Origin of the sequence: Cobetia marina (assembly GCF_001720485.1) — a bacterium.
In the GTDB taxonomy this organism is placed as follows: Bacteria; Pseudomonadota; Gammaproteobacteria; order Pseudomonadales; family Halomonadaceae; genus Cobetia; species Cobetia marina.
Genome location: NZ_CP017114.1, coordinates 1,057,372 through 1,074,388, shown reverse-complemented (window position 1 = coordinate 1,074,388; position 17,017 = coordinate 1,057,372). Strand labels below are relative to the sequence as shown.

The window sequence follows — 17,017 nt, the reverse complement described above, 5'->3', positions numbered from 1 at the left end:
TTCAGGGCAAGGTGCGGGTCAGCACCAGTCCCGCCAGCAGCATCACTCCCATCGCCATGGCCCACAGCGTCATCGCGCGCTCCACGGCGGGACGCTCAGGCACACGCAGCAGCTGGTACACGGTGATCAACGGCAGCATGTAGCGCGTCTCGATCAATTCCCGCGTGCAGATCATCAGCGCGAGCATCACCAGCAGCAGCCCACCATGCCCCAGTCTCAACGGTGCTCTCAGCCACCAGAAGGCCACGCTGGTGGACATCAGCAGGGTGATCCAGCGCGCGACCGGGTGCTCGTTCCACCACATCAGCCAGACATTGCGAATCGTCCAGCGCTGGAAGTTGTAGTCATGGGTCAGCTCGAAGCTCATTGCCAGCACCAGCCACAGGCCGACCGCCAGCAGCAGCAACGGCATTCCTCGCCGCCATCCCTCCCGCGAACATGCACGCTTCACCCCCTGCCATTGACGCGGCAGGTCCGAAAGCCACAGCGGCAGGAACACCATGCCGATCACCGCCAGGTAATAGCCGAGATTGCCGGTGTGCCAACCGGCCTGATGGCGCGTGGTGTCTCCCATGGCGATGCCGCCATTCCAGAGAAGGAAGCCGAGAAAGGCGACCACCGGTAGCCCGAGCACCCACCACCAGTTGATGAACAGTGCCCACCAGGTGGAGAGCCGAGAGAGCGGCGCGCGCAAGGGAGTCGCCAGTCCTGCCATCCGCGCCTCGCTCACGGCCTTGTGATGGGTCAGACACAGCAGCAGGCCGCCCCACAACCCCAGCAGCACGATGCTGTCCTGACGCAACCCCAATCCCGCCATGATCAATACCAGCAGCAGCAGACGCTGTTCTCGCACCAGTGCGACGAGCTGCAACGCGACCAGCGCGATGATCCAGGGGTCGGTATACACCAGCGCCAGATAGGGAAAGATGATCGGCAGCCACAGCCACTGCCAGCACTGACGGCTGGCCTGGTGACGAGCGTCGTGCGCCTCCAGCGAAGGAGCGAGACGCCGGTAGCCCTGCGGCAATGCCCGCCAGAGGAGGAACGCCATGACGCTGAAGCCCACCAGCGAAAGACCGCGCACCCAGTCCACCGACGGCATCTGTGGCCAGCGTCCCGTCATGGTGGCTGTCGCCAGCGGCAGATTCAGCCAGTCCCCGAGCGTCTGGAGCGTCATCAGTACCAGCGCCATGCTGGCGTGATAGAGCGTCAGCGTGGTCAGCTTGGGATGCTGATGCCAGTCGCCCTCCAGAAACTGGCGGATCTGCGCGAAATGGACTCCCTCATCGACGAAGGGAATCGGCAGATGGTGGCTCACCAGCCACAGGGATAGCCCCAGACATGACACCAGCACCATCAGCACCAGAGCGGTCCGCCACCGCGGGTGTCGTCTGACGGGAGCGCATCCCGCGTGATGATCCTGTGACGCCATGTCCACCTCTCCTTGAGCGACCCTCCCCGTCACCTGACGAGGCAGTCTTCGTCCTGCAGTGCCCTCATGCCTCTGACACAGGACGCCCTGCGCCCTGCACCAGTATCGGCAGGCCGGCGCACTTTTTTCCAGTCTGTCGCAGCACTTTGCTCCACAAAGCCTCGCGGCAGTACAATGCCCCCAGTCTGCTTCGCTGATACGCCCGCCGTTGGCGTGCCGAAGTCCTGCCTGTTCTTGCTTCGCGATTGCGAAGCGTACCGATCAAAGCGACAAGTCGAGGGATCGCTGAGCCCATGCGTGCCAGTCAACTGCTGATTTCCACTCTCAAGGAAACCCCGTCCGATGCTGAAGTCATAAGCCACCAGCTGATGCTGCGTGCCGGCTTCATTCGTCGCCTGACCTCCGGGCTCTACACCTGGATGCCGCTGGGTCTGCGCACCATGCGCAAGGTCGAGCGCATCGTCCGTGAAGAGATGGACCGCGCCGGCGGCCAGGAAGTGCTGATGCCCGCCGTGCAACCTGCCGAGCTCTGGCAGGAATCCGGTCGCTGGGAACAGTACGGCCCGGAGCTGCTGCGTGTCGTTGATCGTCATCAGCGCGACTACTGCGTCGGCCCGACCCACGAGGAAGTCATCACCGACCTCGCGCGTCGCGAGCTGAACAGCTACAAGCAGCTGCCGGCCAACTTCTATCAGATCCAGACCAAGTTCCGTGACGAGATTCGTCCGCGCTTCGGTGTGATGCGCTCCCGTGAGTTCATCATGAAGGATGCCTATTCCTTCCACCTGAGCGAAGACTCGCTCAAGGACACCTATCAGGTGATGTACGACACCTATGTGCGCATCTTCACGCGCCTGGGTCTCGACTTCCGCCCCGTCATCGCCGACAACGGCTCCATCGGTGGTACCGGCTCCCACGAATTCCACGTGCTGGCCGATTCCGGAGAAGACGCCATCGCCTTCTCTACCGACTCCGACTTCGCTGCCAACATCGAGAAGTGCGAGGCTCTGCCCGCACCGCTGGGCGAGACACCGCAACGCGCCGCACCGACTCAGGACATGCAGCTGGTCGATACACCGAATGCCAAGACCATCGCCGCCCTCGTCGAGCAGCATGGCCTGGCCATCGAGAAGACCGTCAAGACGCTGATCGTCAAGGCGGCCGAAGGTGTCGAGGGAGGGCTGGTCGCGCTGATGGTACGCGGTGATCACGAGCTCAACGAGATCAAGGCCGAACACCTGCCACAGGTCGCCGAGCCGCTGACCATGGCCAGCGACGAGGAAGTGCGTGCCGCCGTCGGCGCCGGCTTCGGCTCGCTGGGTCCGGTGGGACTCGAGATGCCGATCATCATCGATCGCAGCGTCGCTCTGATGAGCGACTTCGGTGCCGGTGCCAACATCGAAGGCAAGCACCACTTCGGCCTCAACTGGGAGCGCGACCTGCCGCTGCCGGAAGTCGCCGACATCCGCAATGTCGTCGCGGGTGACCCGTCACCGGACGGTCACGGCGTGATCGACATCGCGCGCGGTATCGAGGTGGGTCATATCTTCCAGCTGGGCACCAAGTACTCCGATGCCATGAACGCCACCGTGCTCGACGAGAACGGCAAGGCCAAGCCGCTGTGGATGGGCTGCTACGGCATCGGCGTGACCCGCGTGGTGGCCGCGGCCATCGAACAGGGCAACGACAAGGGCGGCATCGTGCTGCCGGAAGCCATCGCGCCCTTCCAGATCGCCATCGTGCCGATGAATGCCCACAAGTCCGTGCGCGTCAGCGAGACCTCCGAGCGTGTCTATCAGGCGCTGACCGCCGCAGGCTACGATGTCCTGCTGGATGATCGTGATCTGCGTCCGGGCAACAAGTTCGCCGATGGCGAACTGCTGGGCATTCCGCATCGTCTGGTGATCGGTGATCGCGGTCTCGACAACGGCGAGTATGAGTACAAGGGCCGCACGGACGCGGACGCGACCATGGTCCCCGTCGACAACCTGATGGACTTCCTGGCCGAGCGCAGCGGCAAGTAAGCCTCAGGCGCCGCCCAGGGTGCTTCCTTGACGCGAAGCACGACAGCCCGCCTCCCTCTCGGGGGGCGGGCTGTCGTCGTTTCAGGCGGCTGATTGACCGGGTCATTAACGTCAACGCCGCGAACACGGCATAATGCCGGCATGACCGATACGCAGGGACTGCGCATGACCACACCACGCCCCGAAGGCGCTCGTACTCCACACCATCAACGCCTGCTCCGCCACCTGGCGGGAGCAGCCTGTCTCGTGGTGGGCAGCATGGTAGCCATGCTGCAGAGCGCGCCCCTCCATGCTGCGGCCGCCATCCCCGAGCACGGCCTCTCTCCGGCACTGCGTGAAAGCCTGAGAGAAGCGCTGGCAGAGCCTGAAGCCTTCGACGACCCCATCGATGCCCTGCACTGGGTGCTGAGCATGCAGCAGCGTCTGGAGCGCTACATGCCCGATCGCGCCGCCCGGATCGACCTGCTGCGCAAGATCCGCCGCGAAGCCACCCGCACGGGGCTGGCACCGGAGCTGATTCTGGCCGTGATCCAGGTGGAAAGCGCCTTCAAGCCGACGGCGGTATCCCATGCCGGCGCGCGAGGGCTGATGCAGGTGATGCCATTCTGGAAGCGCGAGATCGGCGAGCCGGGCGACAACCTGCTCGACCAGGACACCAGCCTGCGCTACGGCGCCACCATCCTCGCCCACTACCTCAAGCGTGAGAAGGGCGACATCACCGATGCACTGGCCCGCTACAATGGCAGCCTCGGCAAGACCTGGTACCCGGAACGGGTGATGCGCGCCTGGACCACCCGCTGGTGGTATCAGGCCCCCGCTCCCTTCGTCGCCGAGCGCCTGCCGGACAGTGAAATGCCCGGAGAGAACATGCCCGAGCCTCCTGATACGGCCCACGACGAGCGCAGGATGGCACCACAGGACGCCTTGGCGACGGAGGCCATCCTGAGCGCCAATACCACCGGCAACCCGCTGTCAGACGAAGAGGCGCTGGATGCGCCTGCCAGTCGCTCTCTGGCCGCCGGTGGCAGCCCCTGAGCCACGCCATGTCGCAGCCGTGATCCGAAGGCGGTGTCATCGCTGTCCGGACATGAAAACGCCTCGCTCGGTCACCCGAGCGAGGCGTTTTCATCTGGCGTATCGCGAGAACGGCGGTCGATCAGACCAGCGCCGGGCCCGCCGCGATGATCGCCTCATCCACTCCGGCGAACTTCTTGAAGTTCTCGACGAACTTGGCGGACAGGTCACGCGCCTTGCTGTCATAGGCAGCGCGGTCTTCCCAGGTCTCGCGCGGGTCGAGCAGGCTGGAATCGACACCCGGCACACGCACCGGCACATCCAGGTTGAGCACGTCGATGTGACGCGTCTCGATATCGGCGAGTGCGCCGTTCTGGATCGCGCTGATGATGCTGCGGGTGGTCGGGATGGAGAAGCGTGAGCCGCCCTCTCCGTAGGCACCACCGGTCCAGCCGGTGTTGACCAGATAGACGCGCGAGCCGAACGCCTCGATGCGCTTGATCAGCAGATCCGCGTACTCACGCGCCGGGCGCGGGAAGAACGGCGCGCCGAAGCAGGTGGAGAAGGTCGCCTCGAGACCGGCGGTGGAGCCCATCTCGGTGGAGCCGACCTTGGCGGTGTAGCCGGACAGGAAGTGATAGGCGGCCGCCTGCTTGCTGAGCACGGACACCGGAGGCAGCACACCGGACATGTCGCAGGTCAGGAAGACGATGGCATTCGGCTCACCGGCACGATTTTCCGGCACGCGCTTCTCGATGTGCTCCAGCGGGTAGGCCGCACGCGAGTTCTGGCTGAGAGTGTCGTCGCCGTAATCCGCACCGCGACGGTCGTCCAGCACCACGTTTTCCAGCACGGCGCCGAACTTGATGGCATTCCAGATGACCGGCTCGTTCTTCTCGGAGAGGTCGATGCACTTGGCGTAGCAGCCCCCTTCGATGTTGAAGACGGTGCCTTCGCCCCAGCCGTGCTCGTCATCGCCGATCAGATGGCGCGCCGGATCGGCGGACAGAGTGGTCTTGCCGGTGCCGGAAAGACCGAAGAACAGCGTGGTCTCGCCGTCATCACCGACATTGGCGGAGCAATGCATCGGCAGCACGTCCTTTTCCGGCAGCAGGAAGTTCTGCACCGAGAACATTGCCTTCTTCATCTCGCCGGCATAGCGCATGCCAGCCAGCAGAACGCGACGACGTGCGAAGTTGATCAGCACCACGCCATCGGAGTTGGTGCCATCGCGCTCGGGCTCACACACGAAGTGCGGCGCGTTGAGGATGGTCCACTCGCTCTTGTCCTTGGCATTGAAGCTGTCCGGACGCACGAACATGGTACGCGCGAACAGGTTGTGCCATGCCGTTTCCGTGGTGACACGAATCGGCAGGTAATGCTCGAGATCGGCGCCGACGTGCAGTTCGGACACGAAGCTTGTCTGCGCACCGAGGTAGTCCTCGACCCGGTCCCACAGCGCGTCGAAACGCTCAGGACTGAACGGGCGGTTGACGCTTCCCCAGTCAATGGCGTCCGAGGTGGACGGCTCATCGACGATGAAGCGGTCGTTCGGGGAGCGACCACTGCGAGCCCCCGTCTCCACGACCAGCGCGCCGTTGTCGGCCAGACGTCCTTCGCCGCGAGCCACTGCCAGCTCGATCAGCTCTGCGCTGCTGAGATTGGTGTGAGTGGTCACCGCACTGTCTTGATGCTTGCTCATTCGCGTCTCCGCGGCTCAGGGCCGCCCTCTCTCTTGATGGCTCTTGCCAGATGCCGGCGGTACATGCCGCAGGCTTATTTTGGGGTATCGAACGATGCTGCCGGAATCGACCATGGCCTACAGGCCATGTTGCCGCAACGGAGCGTCCAGCCCCGTACTGGCAAGGCATTATGGCAAAAAGGGACTCGGGCGGAAACGCTGATTGCTGCAACGCCCGACAGCGCATTGACTGACACTCGAGACGCGAAATGTCCGACAATTTCACATCGCTCGGCTGCCCCCCTGCCGCTGGCCTCATGATGTGCGTCCCTCCTGCACTCCTGCCCCTCCTGCCCATCGTCGACAGCGCCTGCCCATCGACAGCTGCTGCGCATCGACAGCCTACGCTCGAGACTTCGGCCAACACTGCCCGAGCTGACGCAAGGCAGGCCAACAGGCCGCGCTGGCGCCAGCGCGATTGCTGGACTCAGTGGACGATCGGGCTGCCTGCGGCCGGGTCTTCGATGATGGCTTCGACTTCCGCGGCATTGAAGGAATACCGGGTATGGCAGAAGTGGCATTGCGTGGCCAGCTCACCATGTTCAGCGACGATCTGGCGCAATTCGTCCGCGGCGATGCTGTGCAGTGCCGCGCCGAGACGCTCACGAGAACAGGTACAACCGAACCGCAGCGCCTTGGGTTCGAAGATGCGCACGGTCTCTTCGTGATAGAGACGGTGCAGCACGTCCTGCTGATCAAGCACCAGCAGTTCTTCGGCCTTGAGGGTGTCGGCGAGATGGACGACTCGCTCCCAGGCATCGGGGTCCTTGTTGGCATCGTCGTCAGGCAGCTGCTGGAGCATCACGCCACCGGCACGCTGTGCATCGGCCATCAACCACAGACGCGTCGGCAGCTGCTCGGACTGACTGAAGTAGCTTTCCAGGCAGCCGGCGAGGCTGTCCTGATCGATCGCCACGATCCCCTGGTAACGCTTGCCGTCACGCGGGTCCAGCGTGATGACGATCTGCCCCTGCCCCACCAGAGCCTGCAGCGTGGCTTCATCGGTCGGCAGCACTTCCTCGTCACTGAGACGGGCAATGGCACGCAGCTCACCGCCGGGATTGGACTCGGCCATCAGCTGACGCACGATCCCCGTGCCACGCACTTCCAGTGTCATGGTGCCATCCAGCTTGATGGTCTCGGTCAGCAGCGCCACCGCTGCCAGCATCTCGCCCAGCTGGCGCGAGATGGCCTGGGGATAGGCATGACGATCAAGGACTTCGGCATAGGCCTTGTCCAGGGTGACGATCTCGCCGCGCACATTGGTGGCGTCGAACAGGAATCGCTGGATCTGATCGAAATTCGGCGCCGTCTCTTCGTGGGCGTCGCCGGCTTGCTTGTCAGGGTCTTGCATGTCGTGATCACTCATTGGGGGCTCCTCGAACCGAGCCATCGCTGCCACCAGCTCGTGGACCACGAGCTGGTGGCAGCGATGAACCTCGGCGACGACGCAGGCCTGCCTCGGCTTCAGCACCGAAGGCCGGGCCGTGCGTCATGAATTGGGTAAGTATCAACGTGACGTCCACAGGCTTTCCCCCCGCAAGGGTGGCGAGAGCCTGTGTCGTCAGCTTTCGGAATCCTGGCGCTGGAAGCGGTGGATGCTGCGCCGCTGCTTCTTGTCGGGACGTCCCACGGGCGGGCTCATGCCCTGATTGCCAAGGCGACGCACCTCGGCCTCCCGTTCGCGGCGCGCACGCGACTCCTGCGTCTCCTGATAGAGTGCCTGCGCCTGGGGGGCGCCACGGCGCTGGTCGCTGAGTGCCAGCACTTCGACCACCAGCCGATCCCAACCTTGCGGCACTTCGATCAAGGCGCCGACCTCGACGGTCTTGGACGTCTTCACCTTGCTGCCGTTGTACTGGATCTTGCCACCTTCAATGGCTTTCTTGGCCATGCCGCGCGTCTTGAAGAATCGCGCCGCCCATAGCCACTTGTCGATGCGTACCTGGTCACTCATCAAGACTCCTTGCGCTCCTCGTGTTCCAGATGAAGGCCGCCACCCGCCGTCAGCACGGCAAAGCCGTCCAGTCCGTGCACGTGCTCGAAGTCACGCGCTTCGCGCTTCGAGTCCGGCTGACGCACGCCCAGCAGATGCGCGATACCGTAGGTGCGCGCACTCTCCAGCACCTGGGGATTGTCATCGATGAACAGGGTACGTGCCGGCTCGAAGGGCTCGATCTCGTTGAGCCGATGCCAGAAGGCCTGCTCCTCCTTGGCGTGTCCGAGATCCGCCGAGGAGACGACGGCATCGAAGTAATCGCCCATGCCGGTCAGACCGAACTTGAGCTCGATCCCGTGACGGTCCGCGTTGGTCGCCAGTACCACGCGCTGCGGTTGATCCCGTAGCCAGGCGAGAAAGTCCTCTGCCTCGTGGCGATACCCGATCAGATGCTGCACCTCACGCTTGAGCGCGACAACATCCAGCTTCAGCTCGCGGCTCCAGTAATCGAGGCTGTACCAGTTGAGCGTGCCGGATTCGCTGATGATGCGCGCCTTGAGGTCCGCCTGCAGCGCGCTATCGAGACGATGCAGCTCACAGTAGCGGCGTGGCAGGTGCTCCAGCCAGAAGTGGCTGTCGAAATGCAGGTCCAGCAAGGTGCCATCCATGTCGAGCAGCACGGTGTCGATCGTGGTCCAGTCAATCATCGGTAGTCTGTCAGCCGGCGGGGAATTTGGGGTTGTATAGTGTAAAGCATGGTCCTGCGCTGCGCATGTGCCCACATGGGACATCAGCGATGCCGGCAAGCTCACGACAATTGCCCTGCCCGGCACAGCCTGCCACGATGGGCGCGACAGCTCGATGCTCGGGCATGACCGCCTGCCCGGCGCCCGCTTCTTGATCTCTGCCTTGAGGACTTCCGATGGATGATGCGCCACGCCCCGATCACTCGACCATCGGGCACTACGCCGATGGAGACGCGCTGACCCCCCCCCGTATCGACTCGCGACGCGAGGTGGCTCGCTCGCGGCTGTTTACCGTCGAGGCGCTGGAACTGACCTTCTCGAATGGCGCGACGCGCAGCTTCGAGCGTCTCAAGAGTGGTGGCCATGGTGCGGTGATGATCGTCGCCATGCCAGACCCGGATCACGTACTGCTGATCCGTGAATATGCCGCCGGGCCGGAGCAGTACGTGCTGACCCTGCCCAAGGGGCTGATCGACCCCGGCGAAGACCCGGTGACCGCCGCCAACCGTGAACTGATGGAGGAGTGCGGTTTCGGCGCTCACGACATCGAGCCGCTGGCCGAACTGAGCCTGGCACCCAACTACATGGATCACCGCATGAACGTCATGCTGGCGCGTGACCTGTACGAGAAGCGTCTGCCGGGGGATGAGCCGGAACCTCTGGTCGTCGAGCGCCATCGCCTCGACGAGCTGCCGGCATTGCTGGCACGCGAGGACTTCCACGAGGCGCGGGCCATCGCCGCCCTCTTCATGGCCAGGGAACGCCTGCTGGCCGGCGAGGAGCTCCATAGCCCCGACTGGTGGTAAGGCGTCGGGCGTGCCCTGGCCCTGCCCTCTCGCGCTGTTCTTCAGACAACGACAAGCCCCCGCCAATGGCGGGGGCTTGTCGTTTCACCCGTGATGTCAGCGGACGGATCGTGCTGGCGACCTGCCCGGACACACCACGAGATCATGCCGTACCCGAGTCATCCTCGGGATCAGAAGACGTTCACTCGGTCTTCATGCTGCCATCGGCAGTGTTGGCCGAGCCGGACTCCGGGCTCACACCCATGTGGTCCTCGCCTTCGTCCATCACCTTGCCGTGCTTGGCGGATTCAGACTGTGCGGTCCCGCCTTCCACCATCATGGAATCCTTCTTGGTGTTGGCAGAACCACTTTCGGTATTGCGTTCGGCATCGTCTTGCACCATGCCACCTTCATGGCCAGCGGCTGTGCCACCCTCTACCTTGGTGGAGTGAGCACCGGTATTGGCGGAACCGGTATTGCTGGATTCGTGGTGATCGGCATAGGCAGCGGCGGTCGGCAGTGCAAAGGCAGTTGCGATGAGTGCAGCAGTCAGCTTGTTCATGATCCATCCTCCAGTAGCGGTCTGATGCAAAAGGCGAGCAGATGATTCACTCGACCGTTGCCGTTGAGCCGCGGCATGCATCGGGATCGAAGTGATCCTCTGTCATCCGGGCCAGGCAAGACGACGGGCGAGCGATTCACCTGCGTCTTGCGGATAAGGGTTGCCAAGACATCCTGTCGTGACATCGTCAGCGCTCGTGATCACTCGAAAACCGTCACTAGAGTTGTACCGTGAAAGCGTGACGAGCTGGCGAGTGATGACATTGATCTAATTGAGCGTGTTCCATCACACAGCGTCTGATGCCTAAAGATATGGAACTACTTGGGCTGAGTTTCAAGCACAGGAAGGAAAGAAAAATGATCTGCCAGAGAATTACTTGTACAAGAGTGAATTGTCGCGTCGCGTTTAATTAGCGCCCACCCCGCTCCAGGACAGCACGGCAGCAGGCTCCAGCCCGACGATGCAGCCATCCAGTGCGATCGGATGCCCAGGATTCGCTTGCAGTATTTTACTCAACGAAACATTTTGTAACTCTGTTTGAGAAGCAAGGACACTTCCTCGCGGCCACTCGCAGTGCACAGCACCATCCTCTCTACGGGCACCGCCACCGACATGCTGACCACGACAGGAGAATCACATGCCAGATGTGCTGATAGGGGGCCGCGCGGGACAAGGTTCGGCAGGCCACATCACGCTGGACGCGGCATTGGCCAATCGCCATGGGCTGGTGGCGGGCGCGACGGGCACCGGCAAGACCGTCACCTTGCAGGTACTGGCCGAGGAATTCTCGCGCATGGGGGTGCCGGTGTTCACTGCCGACATCAAGGGCGATCTTTCCGGCATCGCTGCCGCCGGCACTCCCCATCCTCGCATCGATGAGCGCTTGAACAGCCTGGGGATCGATGATTGGCAGCCGCACGCCGCCCCCGTCAGGCTATGGGACCTCCATGGCAAGAGCGGTCACGCGGTTCGCGCAAGCGTGGCATCGATGGGGCCCGAGCTGATGGCTAGTCTGCTGGAGCTCAACGAGACCCAAGGCGGCCTGATGCATCTGGCCTTCGATCACGCCGAGCGTGAGGGTCTGGAGCTGGTCGACCTCAAGGACCTGATCAGCCTGCTGAAGCACATCGAGCGCGAGCGTGACAGCTTCGAGGCGCGTTACGGCAGCGTCAGTCCCCAGAGCCTGGGGGCGATGCTGCGTCGGGTCCACGTCCTGGCCACGCAGGGCGGCGAACGCTTCTTTGCCGAACCGGCACTGGATATCCACGACATGCTGGCGACGCGCGGGCATGCAGAGCAGGCCCGTGGCTATATCAATCTGCTCGACGGTCGCGAGCTGATGCAGAGCCCTCGCCTCTACACCACCTTCCTGCTGTGGTTCCTGTCCACCCTGTTCCGCGAGCTTCCCGAGCGCGGGGATGCCGACCGGCCAGTACTGGTGTTCTTCTTCGATGAAGCGCACCTGTTGTTCGATTCAGCCCCCAAGGCACTGCTGACGCGTCTGGAGCAGACGGTCCGCCTGATTCGCTCCAAGGGCGTCGGTGTCTATTTCGTGACCCAGTCACCCGCCGACATCCCCGATGAGGTGCTCGGTCAGCTGGGCAATCGCATACAGCATGCGCTGCGCGCCTTCACACCGCGTGACCAGAAGGCCGTCAAGACGGCCGCCGACACCTTCCGCCCCAATCCGGAACTCGATACGGCGCAGGTGATCACGGAACTGGGCGTAGGCGAAGCACTGGTCTCGGTACTCGATGCCAACGGCACACCGACGCAGGTGGAACGCACGCTGATCGCCCCGCCGCGAGGACGCATCGGTCCATTGAGCGACGCGGAGCGTGCCACGCTGCTGGCCGATTCCTCCCTGGCCGGGCGCTACGACGAGCGCGTGGATCGTGAGTCCGCCCATGAGCGACTGGAGGCGCGACTTGCCGCCCAGGCGCAAGCCTCACATGCCACGACCCCCCGTGAGCCTGACAAGACCAGGCCCGGGGAGGCAGACCGTGACCCAAGCCAGCGTCCATCGGAAGACGTTGATCCTGAAGAAGCCCGGCCTGAAGGGGCGCAAGCCACCCGGCCGCCCGCTGCCGCCAGGCCCTCTCGGGACACCGGAGGTGGCCGCAAGCGCCAGGGCGTCATGGAAACCTTGCTGAAATCGGTGATGCGCGCGCTGGGGTCGCAGCTGGGACGCTCCCTGATTCGCAGCCTCCTTCGCTCATTCACACGTCGTTGACGCGCTGACCGGGCAAGACGATGACCGCCTCGCCCTTCCACCTGCCACGAAGGGCTGCCCACGCTTCGGCATGGGTAGGCATACATGGTCAATGTCCTGCAGGTTTGCCTGTCTTTGACTGACATCAAGGCATCACACGATCTTCACTCGCGTCTTCCCGGAACCAGCCATACTGGAGAGTGCTGCTTACCGGCAGCACACCCATACACTCAATGGCTCGCCAACACTCTCGGGGAGGCTTCACGATGTGCATGAACGAAGAAGTGATCGATCACTGGCTTGACAGCAACTGGTTCAGTATCGAACTGGCACTGGAAGACCTGGAAGCTCAGCAGCAGCCGGCACCACCGCTGGCCGAGGCGGCCTGACTCCCGCCCACGACTCGTGAGCAGTACCAGCAGACCGCCATCAACGTCCTTGCGAAGACACGCCAACCCATGGCGAAGGCAAGGAGCCCTCATTTCGGAGCCCCTCATCGAGACCCTCGCTGAGGGGCTCTGCCCTTGTCAGCCTGCACAGACTGCCCGCTGCGTTTGCGAAAGGTTGAGACAATCGATTTCCTCGCCTGTCACGCCTCCCGGCAAGTCGTATATTGAGGTGTGGTATGGAAAGCCCTCCCTCTCCTGCAGCATGTCAGATAAGGATATCGCATGATGCCAAGCTCATTCTCTGCCGTGCCCTTGCCTTCGGGCAACGCCGGACACCCCCATGATTCCCTGCTGCCAGAGCACCTGCAGGCACTGCTGGCGCTCAGCCTGACACCTGAGCCCTCCCACGAACGCCACGTGGAAGCCCATCTGGATGCCGGTTGCCGTCTGCTTGGCATGACCACCGCCATCCTCGGACATGCAGAATCCAGTCGCTATGAGATCATGGCGGCGGTCAATCCCCCTGCTGGGCGAGAAGTCGGAGGCGAATGCCCACTGGAAGAGACCTGGTGTTCCAGCGTCATCGCGCAGGCTGCCTGCGTGGCTCATCGCCACATCAGCGCTGAAGAAGACACTCGCGCCCACGCTGCCTATTCCTGCATGCCCTTTGAAAGCTATGTGGCAGCGCCACTCTGGTCTGAAGGTCGCCTGACCGGCACGCTGTGCTTCGGCGATGAAACACCGCGCCAACAGGACTTCACCGCCAGTGAGCGAGCCCTGGTGGAGACGCTTGCCACGGCACTGGGCCAGCTGCTGGATGTCCAGCGCGCGAAAGAGCGCACACGCAGTGAGCTCGACAACCTGCGTCTCGCCTACCAGAAAATGGAAGGACTGTTCTCCCATTGCAGCCTGCCCATGGCCCTGATGGACTTTCATGGCCACTGGACCCGCATGAATCCGGCCTTTTCCCGACTGCTGGGCATGGAGCCAAAGGAACTGACATGCAGTGCCCTGGAAGACATCTCGCACCCACAGGACATGCTGACGTGCCGCGAGGCATTGAGCGCCATGCGGACGGGCGACATCAGCGAATATCGGCAGCCACACCGTTATCTCGGGCGTCATGGCCAGATGATCGACGTGATGCTGGAGCTGAAGGTGATCGACAGTCGCGCCGGGATCATTCTCTCCCAGCATGAAGACATCAGCGAGCGCCGTGCTCATGAAGCGAGCCTGACCAAGCTGCGCCACCAACTGGAAACTCGCTCGCCTGCCGCTGGCCGACTCCCCGGCTCGACACTCGACAAGCTGATGCCGTTCGAATTGATCGAGCAACAGCTGGACAACGAGATCGCGCGCAGTGCACGCCATGGCCAGCCATTGTGCATCCTGATCCTCAGCGTGGATGACCTAGAGGATTACACGCGCGAATATGGCCACGTGGCGGGAGAACGCCCTCTGCAGCAGGTGGCATCCATCCTGCGCAACGCCAGCCGCAAGAGCGATCTCCTGTGCATGCGTGAGGACAACTCCTTGATGGCGATCCTCACCAGCACCGATGCCAGCGGCGCGATCATCCTTGCCGAACGCGTCCGCCATGCCGCCGCCGAACTGTCAGGGCTGGATCGGCCAATCACCTGCAGTGTCGGCCTGACCGGCTATCATCCGGCCCCCGATACCATGAGACTGGCCAATCGACTCGAGTTGATGGACCGTGCCCAGCAGGCGCTCAAGAAAGCCCAGCGCCAGGGATGCAACCGGGTACGGTTTCTCGACCCAGACCCGGTCATGCCGCTTGACGCCGGTACGCTGACCAACCTGCCGCCAAAGCCTGCCGGTACTGACTGACTCAGGGCCCGAGGCGGCTGAAATGCACGGCAGCCACTTCGAATGCCAGACATGCAAACGGCCACCCCGAGGGGTGGCCGTTTGCATGTCATTGGCGTCCTGCCTGGTGATCAGTGCTGCCGGTCTTCAACAGGCACTGACCGCCAGCACTGGCGGACGGAGCGGACGGGATCAATCCAGCTTGCTCAGATCACGCACGGCGCCCTTGTCAGCCGAGGTCGCCAGCAAGGCATAGGCCTTGAGCGCGGCGGAGACACGACGATTGCGCTGGATGCTCGGCTTCCAGGCATCCTTGCCGCGCGCATCCATCGCTTCACGACGCTCATGTAGCTCGCTATCGCTCAGCTGGACATTGATGGTGCGATTGGGGATGTCGATCAGGATGGTGTCACCGTGCTCGACCAGGCCGATGGCGCCACCCGCCGCCGCTTCCGGAGACGCATGGCCGATGGACAGACCTGAGGTACCGCCGGAGAAACGACCGTCGGTGAGCAGCGCGCACGCCTTGCCCAGTCCCTTGGACTTCAGGTAGGACGTCGGGTAGAGCATTTCCTGCATGCCCGGACCGCCCTTCGGCCCTTCGTAGCGGATGATCACGACATCGCCTTCCTTGACCTTGTCGGCCAGGATGTCTTCCACCGCCTGATCCTGAGATTCGCAGACATAGGCACGGCCTTCGAAGACAAGGATGGAATCATCGACGCCTGCCGTCTTCACCACGCAACCATCCAGCGCGATGTTGCCGTAGAGCACGGCCAGGCCGCCCTGAGTGGAGAAGCAGTGATCGTAATCGCGGATGCAGCCCTGGGCGCGGTCACCATCCAGGCTCGGCCAGCGCGCGCTCTGGGAGAAGGCGGTCTGGGTCGGGATCCCCCCCGGACCGGCACGATAGAACTCGATCACCTCATCGGTGGGCGAGCGCATGATGTCCCACTCTTCCAGCGCCGCAGACAACGAGTCGCCATAGACGGTCGGCACCGAGGTATCCAGCACGCCGGCGCGGTCCAGCTCGCCCAGAATCCCCATGATGCCACCGGCACGATGGACATCCTCGATGTGATACTTCTGGGTGTTCGGCGCCACCTTGCACATCTGCGGCACGCTGTGGGACAGCTTGTCGATGTCGGACATGGTGAAGTCGACACCGGCCTCCTGAGCGGCGGCCAGCAGGTGCAGGATGGTGTTGGTCGAGCCCCCCATGGCGATATCCAGCGTCATCGCGTTGGCAAACGCCGCCCGTGAACCGATGGCACGCGGCAACAGGTGCTCTTCGTTGCCTTCGTAGTAACGGCGTGCCAGCTCGACGATACGATGCCCGGCGTTCTCGAACAGGCGACGACGATCGGAGTGAGTCGCCAGCACCGTACCGTTGCCCGGCAACGCCAGACCCAGCGCTTCCATCAGGCAGTTCATGGAGTTGGCCGTGAACATGCCCGAGCAGCTGCCACAGGTCGGGCAGGCGCTGCGCTCGATCTCGGCGACCGTCTCGTCGTCGACGCTGTCATCGGCCGCGATGACCATCGCATCGACCAGGTCGAGACCGTGGTCCAGCAGCTTGGTCTTGCCGGCTTCCATCGGGCCGCCGGAAACGAAGATGACCGGGATGTTGAGGCGCATGGCGGCCATCAGCATCCCGGGGGTGATCTTGTCGCAGTTGGAGATGCACACCAGCGCATCCGCACAGTGGGCATTGACCATGTATTCGACGCTGTCGGCGATCAGGTCACGCGACGGCAGCGAATACAGCATGCCGTCGTGCCCCATCGCGATACCATCGTCCACCGCGATGGTGTTGAATTCCTTGGCGACACCGCCGGCCTTCTCGATTTCGCGCGCTACCAGCTGCCCCATGTCCTTGAGGTGGACGTGGCCGGGCACGAACTGGGTGAAGGAGTTGGCAACGGCGATGATCGGCTTCTGGAAGTCACCATCTTTCATGCCGGTGGCGCGCCACAGGGCGCGGGCGCCGGCCATGTTACGACCTGCGGTGGTCGTACGGGAGCGATACTCTGGCATGGTGTCCTCGTCAATGATGCTTGGCCACTCTCCTGTGCAGAACGATCGACGGAGAACATCCCCTCGCGCGGGGCTTGTCCGGGTGATCCTTCGCACGGGAGTGGCTTCTGTTTTGATCAGGCTGCGCTTCGCTTGTGAAAAGACGCAGACCTAGTGTCCAGTGGAGATGCGGGACATGTGAGCCACCGCTATCTGCCTGAGCTCAATTCTGTCATGTCCCGCCCCTGCTTGCCTACCAGATAGCATCGCATGTACGCGGCGGCAGCGTGAAAGACGCCGCGATGGCTCCCGAACGTTGAATGCCGCAAC

The 17,017-nt window shown here is 63.2% G+C and carries 12 protein-coding genes; 5 read left to right on the top strand and 7 right to left on the bottom strand.

Annotated elements, in window-relative coordinates; all coding sequences use genetic code 11:
• Nucleotide 1: 1 nt before the first annotated feature.
• Nucleotides 2-1,432: a Dol-P-Glc:Glc(2)Man(9)GlcNAc(2)-PP-Dol alpha-1,2-glucosyltransferase gene (locus tag BFX80_RS04560; protein WP_084208064.1), complete on the bottom strand. Its 1,431-nt coding sequence runs from the start codon at nucleotides 1,430-1,432 to the stop codon at nucleotides 2-4.
• A 293-nt stretch (nucleotides 1,433-1,725) separates the two neighbouring features.
• On the opposite strand from BFX80_RS04560, the gene BFX80_RS04555 reads away from it, so the two are divergent.
• Both BFX80_RS04555 and BFX80_RS18205 read left to right on the top strand, forming a co-directional pair.
• Nucleotides 1,726-3,456, top strand: coding sequence for a proline--tRNA ligase (locus tag BFX80_RS04555; RefSeq protein ID WP_084208063.1), 1,731 nt, complete (start codon nucleotides 1,726-1,728; stop codon nucleotides 3,454-3,456).
• 165 nt (nucleotides 3,457-3,621) lie between these two features.
• Entirely contained in the window at nucleotides 3,622-4,491 is an 870-nt protein-coding gene (locus tag BFX80_RS18205) for a lytic transglycosylase domain-containing protein (RefSeq protein WP_338079148.1), read from the top strand.
• 121 nt (nucleotides 4,492-4,612) lie between these two features.
• On the opposite strand, the gene BFX80_RS04545 is transcribed toward BFX80_RS18205, so the two are convergent.
• The 4 genes from BFX80_RS04545 to BFX80_RS04530 form a co-directional block, all read right to left on the bottom strand.
• Nucleotides 4,613-6,172: a phosphoenolpyruvate carboxykinase gene (locus BFX80_RS04545; RefSeq protein ID WP_084208062.1), complete on the bottom strand. Its 1,560-nt coding sequence runs from the start codon at nucleotides 6,170-6,172 to the stop codon at nucleotides 4,613-4,615.
• 466 nt (nucleotides 6,173-6,638) lie between these two features.
• Nucleotides 6,639-7,565, bottom strand: a complete 927-nt coding sequence (gene hslO / locus BFX80_RS04540; protein WP_084209626.1) for an Hsp33 family molecular chaperone HslO — start codon at nucleotides 7,563-7,565, stop codon at nucleotides 6,639-6,641.
• Nucleotides 7,566-7,775: 210 nt separating this feature from the next.
• Entirely contained in the window at nucleotides 7,776-8,168 is a 393-nt protein-coding gene (locus tag BFX80_RS04535; RefSeq protein WP_077374962.1) for an RNA-binding S4 domain-containing protein, read from the bottom strand.
• Nucleotides 8,168-8,857 (bottom strand): HAD-IA family hydrolase, encoded by a 690-nt coding sequence (locus tag BFX80_RS04530; RefSeq protein WP_077374965.1) that lies wholly within the window; start codon nucleotides 8,855-8,857, stop codon nucleotides 8,168-8,170. The genes BFX80_RS04535 and BFX80_RS04530 overlap by 1 nt, the downstream gene beginning before the upstream one ends.
• A gap of 215 nt (nucleotides 8,858-9,072) precedes the next feature.
• Between BFX80_RS04530 and nudE the strand changes: the two genes are divergently transcribed.
• On the top strand, nucleotides 9,073-9,702 hold the full coding sequence (gene nudE / locus BFX80_RS04525; RefSeq protein WP_077374968.1) for an ADP compounds hydrolase NudE: 630 nt from the start codon (nucleotides 9,073-9,075) through the stop codon (nucleotides 9,700-9,702).
• Between the two features lie 181 nt (nucleotides 9,703-9,883).
• On the opposite strand, the gene BFX80_RS04520 is transcribed toward nudE, so the two are convergent.
• Nucleotides 9,884-10,243: a hypothetical protein gene (locus tag BFX80_RS04520; protein ID WP_065392586.1), complete on the bottom strand. Its 360-nt coding sequence runs from the start codon at nucleotides 10,241-10,243 to the stop codon at nucleotides 9,884-9,886.
• Nucleotides 10,244-10,880: 637 nt separating this feature from the next.
• Here BFX80_RS04520 and BFX80_RS04515 point away from each other — a divergent pair.
• Complete coding sequence (locus BFX80_RS04515) at nucleotides 10,881-12,476, top strand: helicase HerA-like domain-containing protein (RefSeq protein WP_084208061.1); 1,596 nt, start codon at nucleotides 10,881-10,883, stop codon at nucleotides 12,474-12,476.
• A gap of 650 nt (nucleotides 12,477-13,126) precedes the next feature.
• On the top strand, nucleotides 13,127-14,692 hold the full coding sequence (locus BFX80_RS04510; protein WP_084208060.1) for a sensor domain-containing diguanylate cyclase: 1,566 nt from the start codon (nucleotides 13,127-13,129) through the stop codon (nucleotides 14,690-14,692).
• A gap of 171 nt (nucleotides 14,693-14,863) precedes the next feature.
• Here the strand turns inward: BFX80_RS04510 and ilvD are convergent, their stop codons facing one another.
• On the bottom strand, nucleotides 14,864-16,708 hold the full coding sequence (ilvD, locus tag BFX80_RS04505) for a dihydroxy-acid dehydratase (RefSeq protein WP_084208059.1): 1,845 nt from the start codon (nucleotides 16,706-16,708) through the stop codon (nucleotides 14,864-14,866).
• Nucleotides 16,709-17,017: the final 309 nt, after the last annotated feature.

Excerpts from the sequence above, each read along its gene's own strand:
- hslO (WP_084209626.1), bottom strand. The coding sequence starts at position 7,565 with ATGCAAGACCCTGACAAGCAAGCCGGCGACGCCCACGAAGAGACGGCG.
- BFX80_RS18205 (WP_338079148.1), top strand. The coding sequence starts at position 3,622 with ATGACCACACCACGCCCCGAAGGCGCTCGTACTCCACACCATCAACGC.
- BFX80_RS04535 (WP_077374962.1), bottom strand. The coding sequence starts at position 8,168 with ATGAGTGACCAGGTACGCATCGACAAGTGGCTATGGGCGGCGCGATTC.
- nudE (WP_077374968.1), top strand. The coding sequence starts at position 9,073 with ATGGATGATGCGCCACGCCCCGATCACTCGACCATCGGGCACTACGCC.
- BFX80_RS04520 (WP_065392586.1), bottom strand. The coding sequence starts at position 10,243 with ATGAACAAGCTGACTGCTGCACTCATCGCAACTGCCTTTGCACTGCCG.
- BFX80_RS04530 (WP_077374965.1), bottom strand. The coding sequence starts at position 8,857 with ATGATTGACTGGACCACGATCGACACCGTGCTGCTCGACATGGATGGC.
- BFX80_RS04515 (WP_084208061.1), top strand. The coding sequence starts at position 10,881 with ATGCCAGATGTGCTGATAGGGGGCCGCGCGGGACAAGGTTCGGCAGGC.
- BFX80_RS04545 (WP_084208062.1), bottom strand. The coding sequence starts at position 6,172 with ATGAGCAAGCATCAAGACAGTGCGGTGACCACTCACACCAATCTCAGC.
- ilvD (WP_084208059.1), bottom strand. The coding sequence starts at position 16,708 with ATGCCAGAGTATCGCTCCCGTACGACCACCGCAGGTCGTAACATGGCC.
- BFX80_RS04560 (WP_084208064.1), bottom strand. The coding sequence starts at position 1,432 with ATGGCGTCACAGGATCATCACGCGGGATGCGCTCCCGTCAGACGACAC.
- BFX80_RS04555 (WP_084208063.1), top strand. The coding sequence starts at position 1,726 with ATGCGTGCCAGTCAACTGCTGATTTCCACTCTCAAGGAAACCCCGTCC.
- BFX80_RS04510 (WP_084208060.1), top strand. The coding sequence starts at position 13,127 with ATGATGCCAAGCTCATTCTCTGCCGTGCCCTTGCCTTCGGGCAACGCC.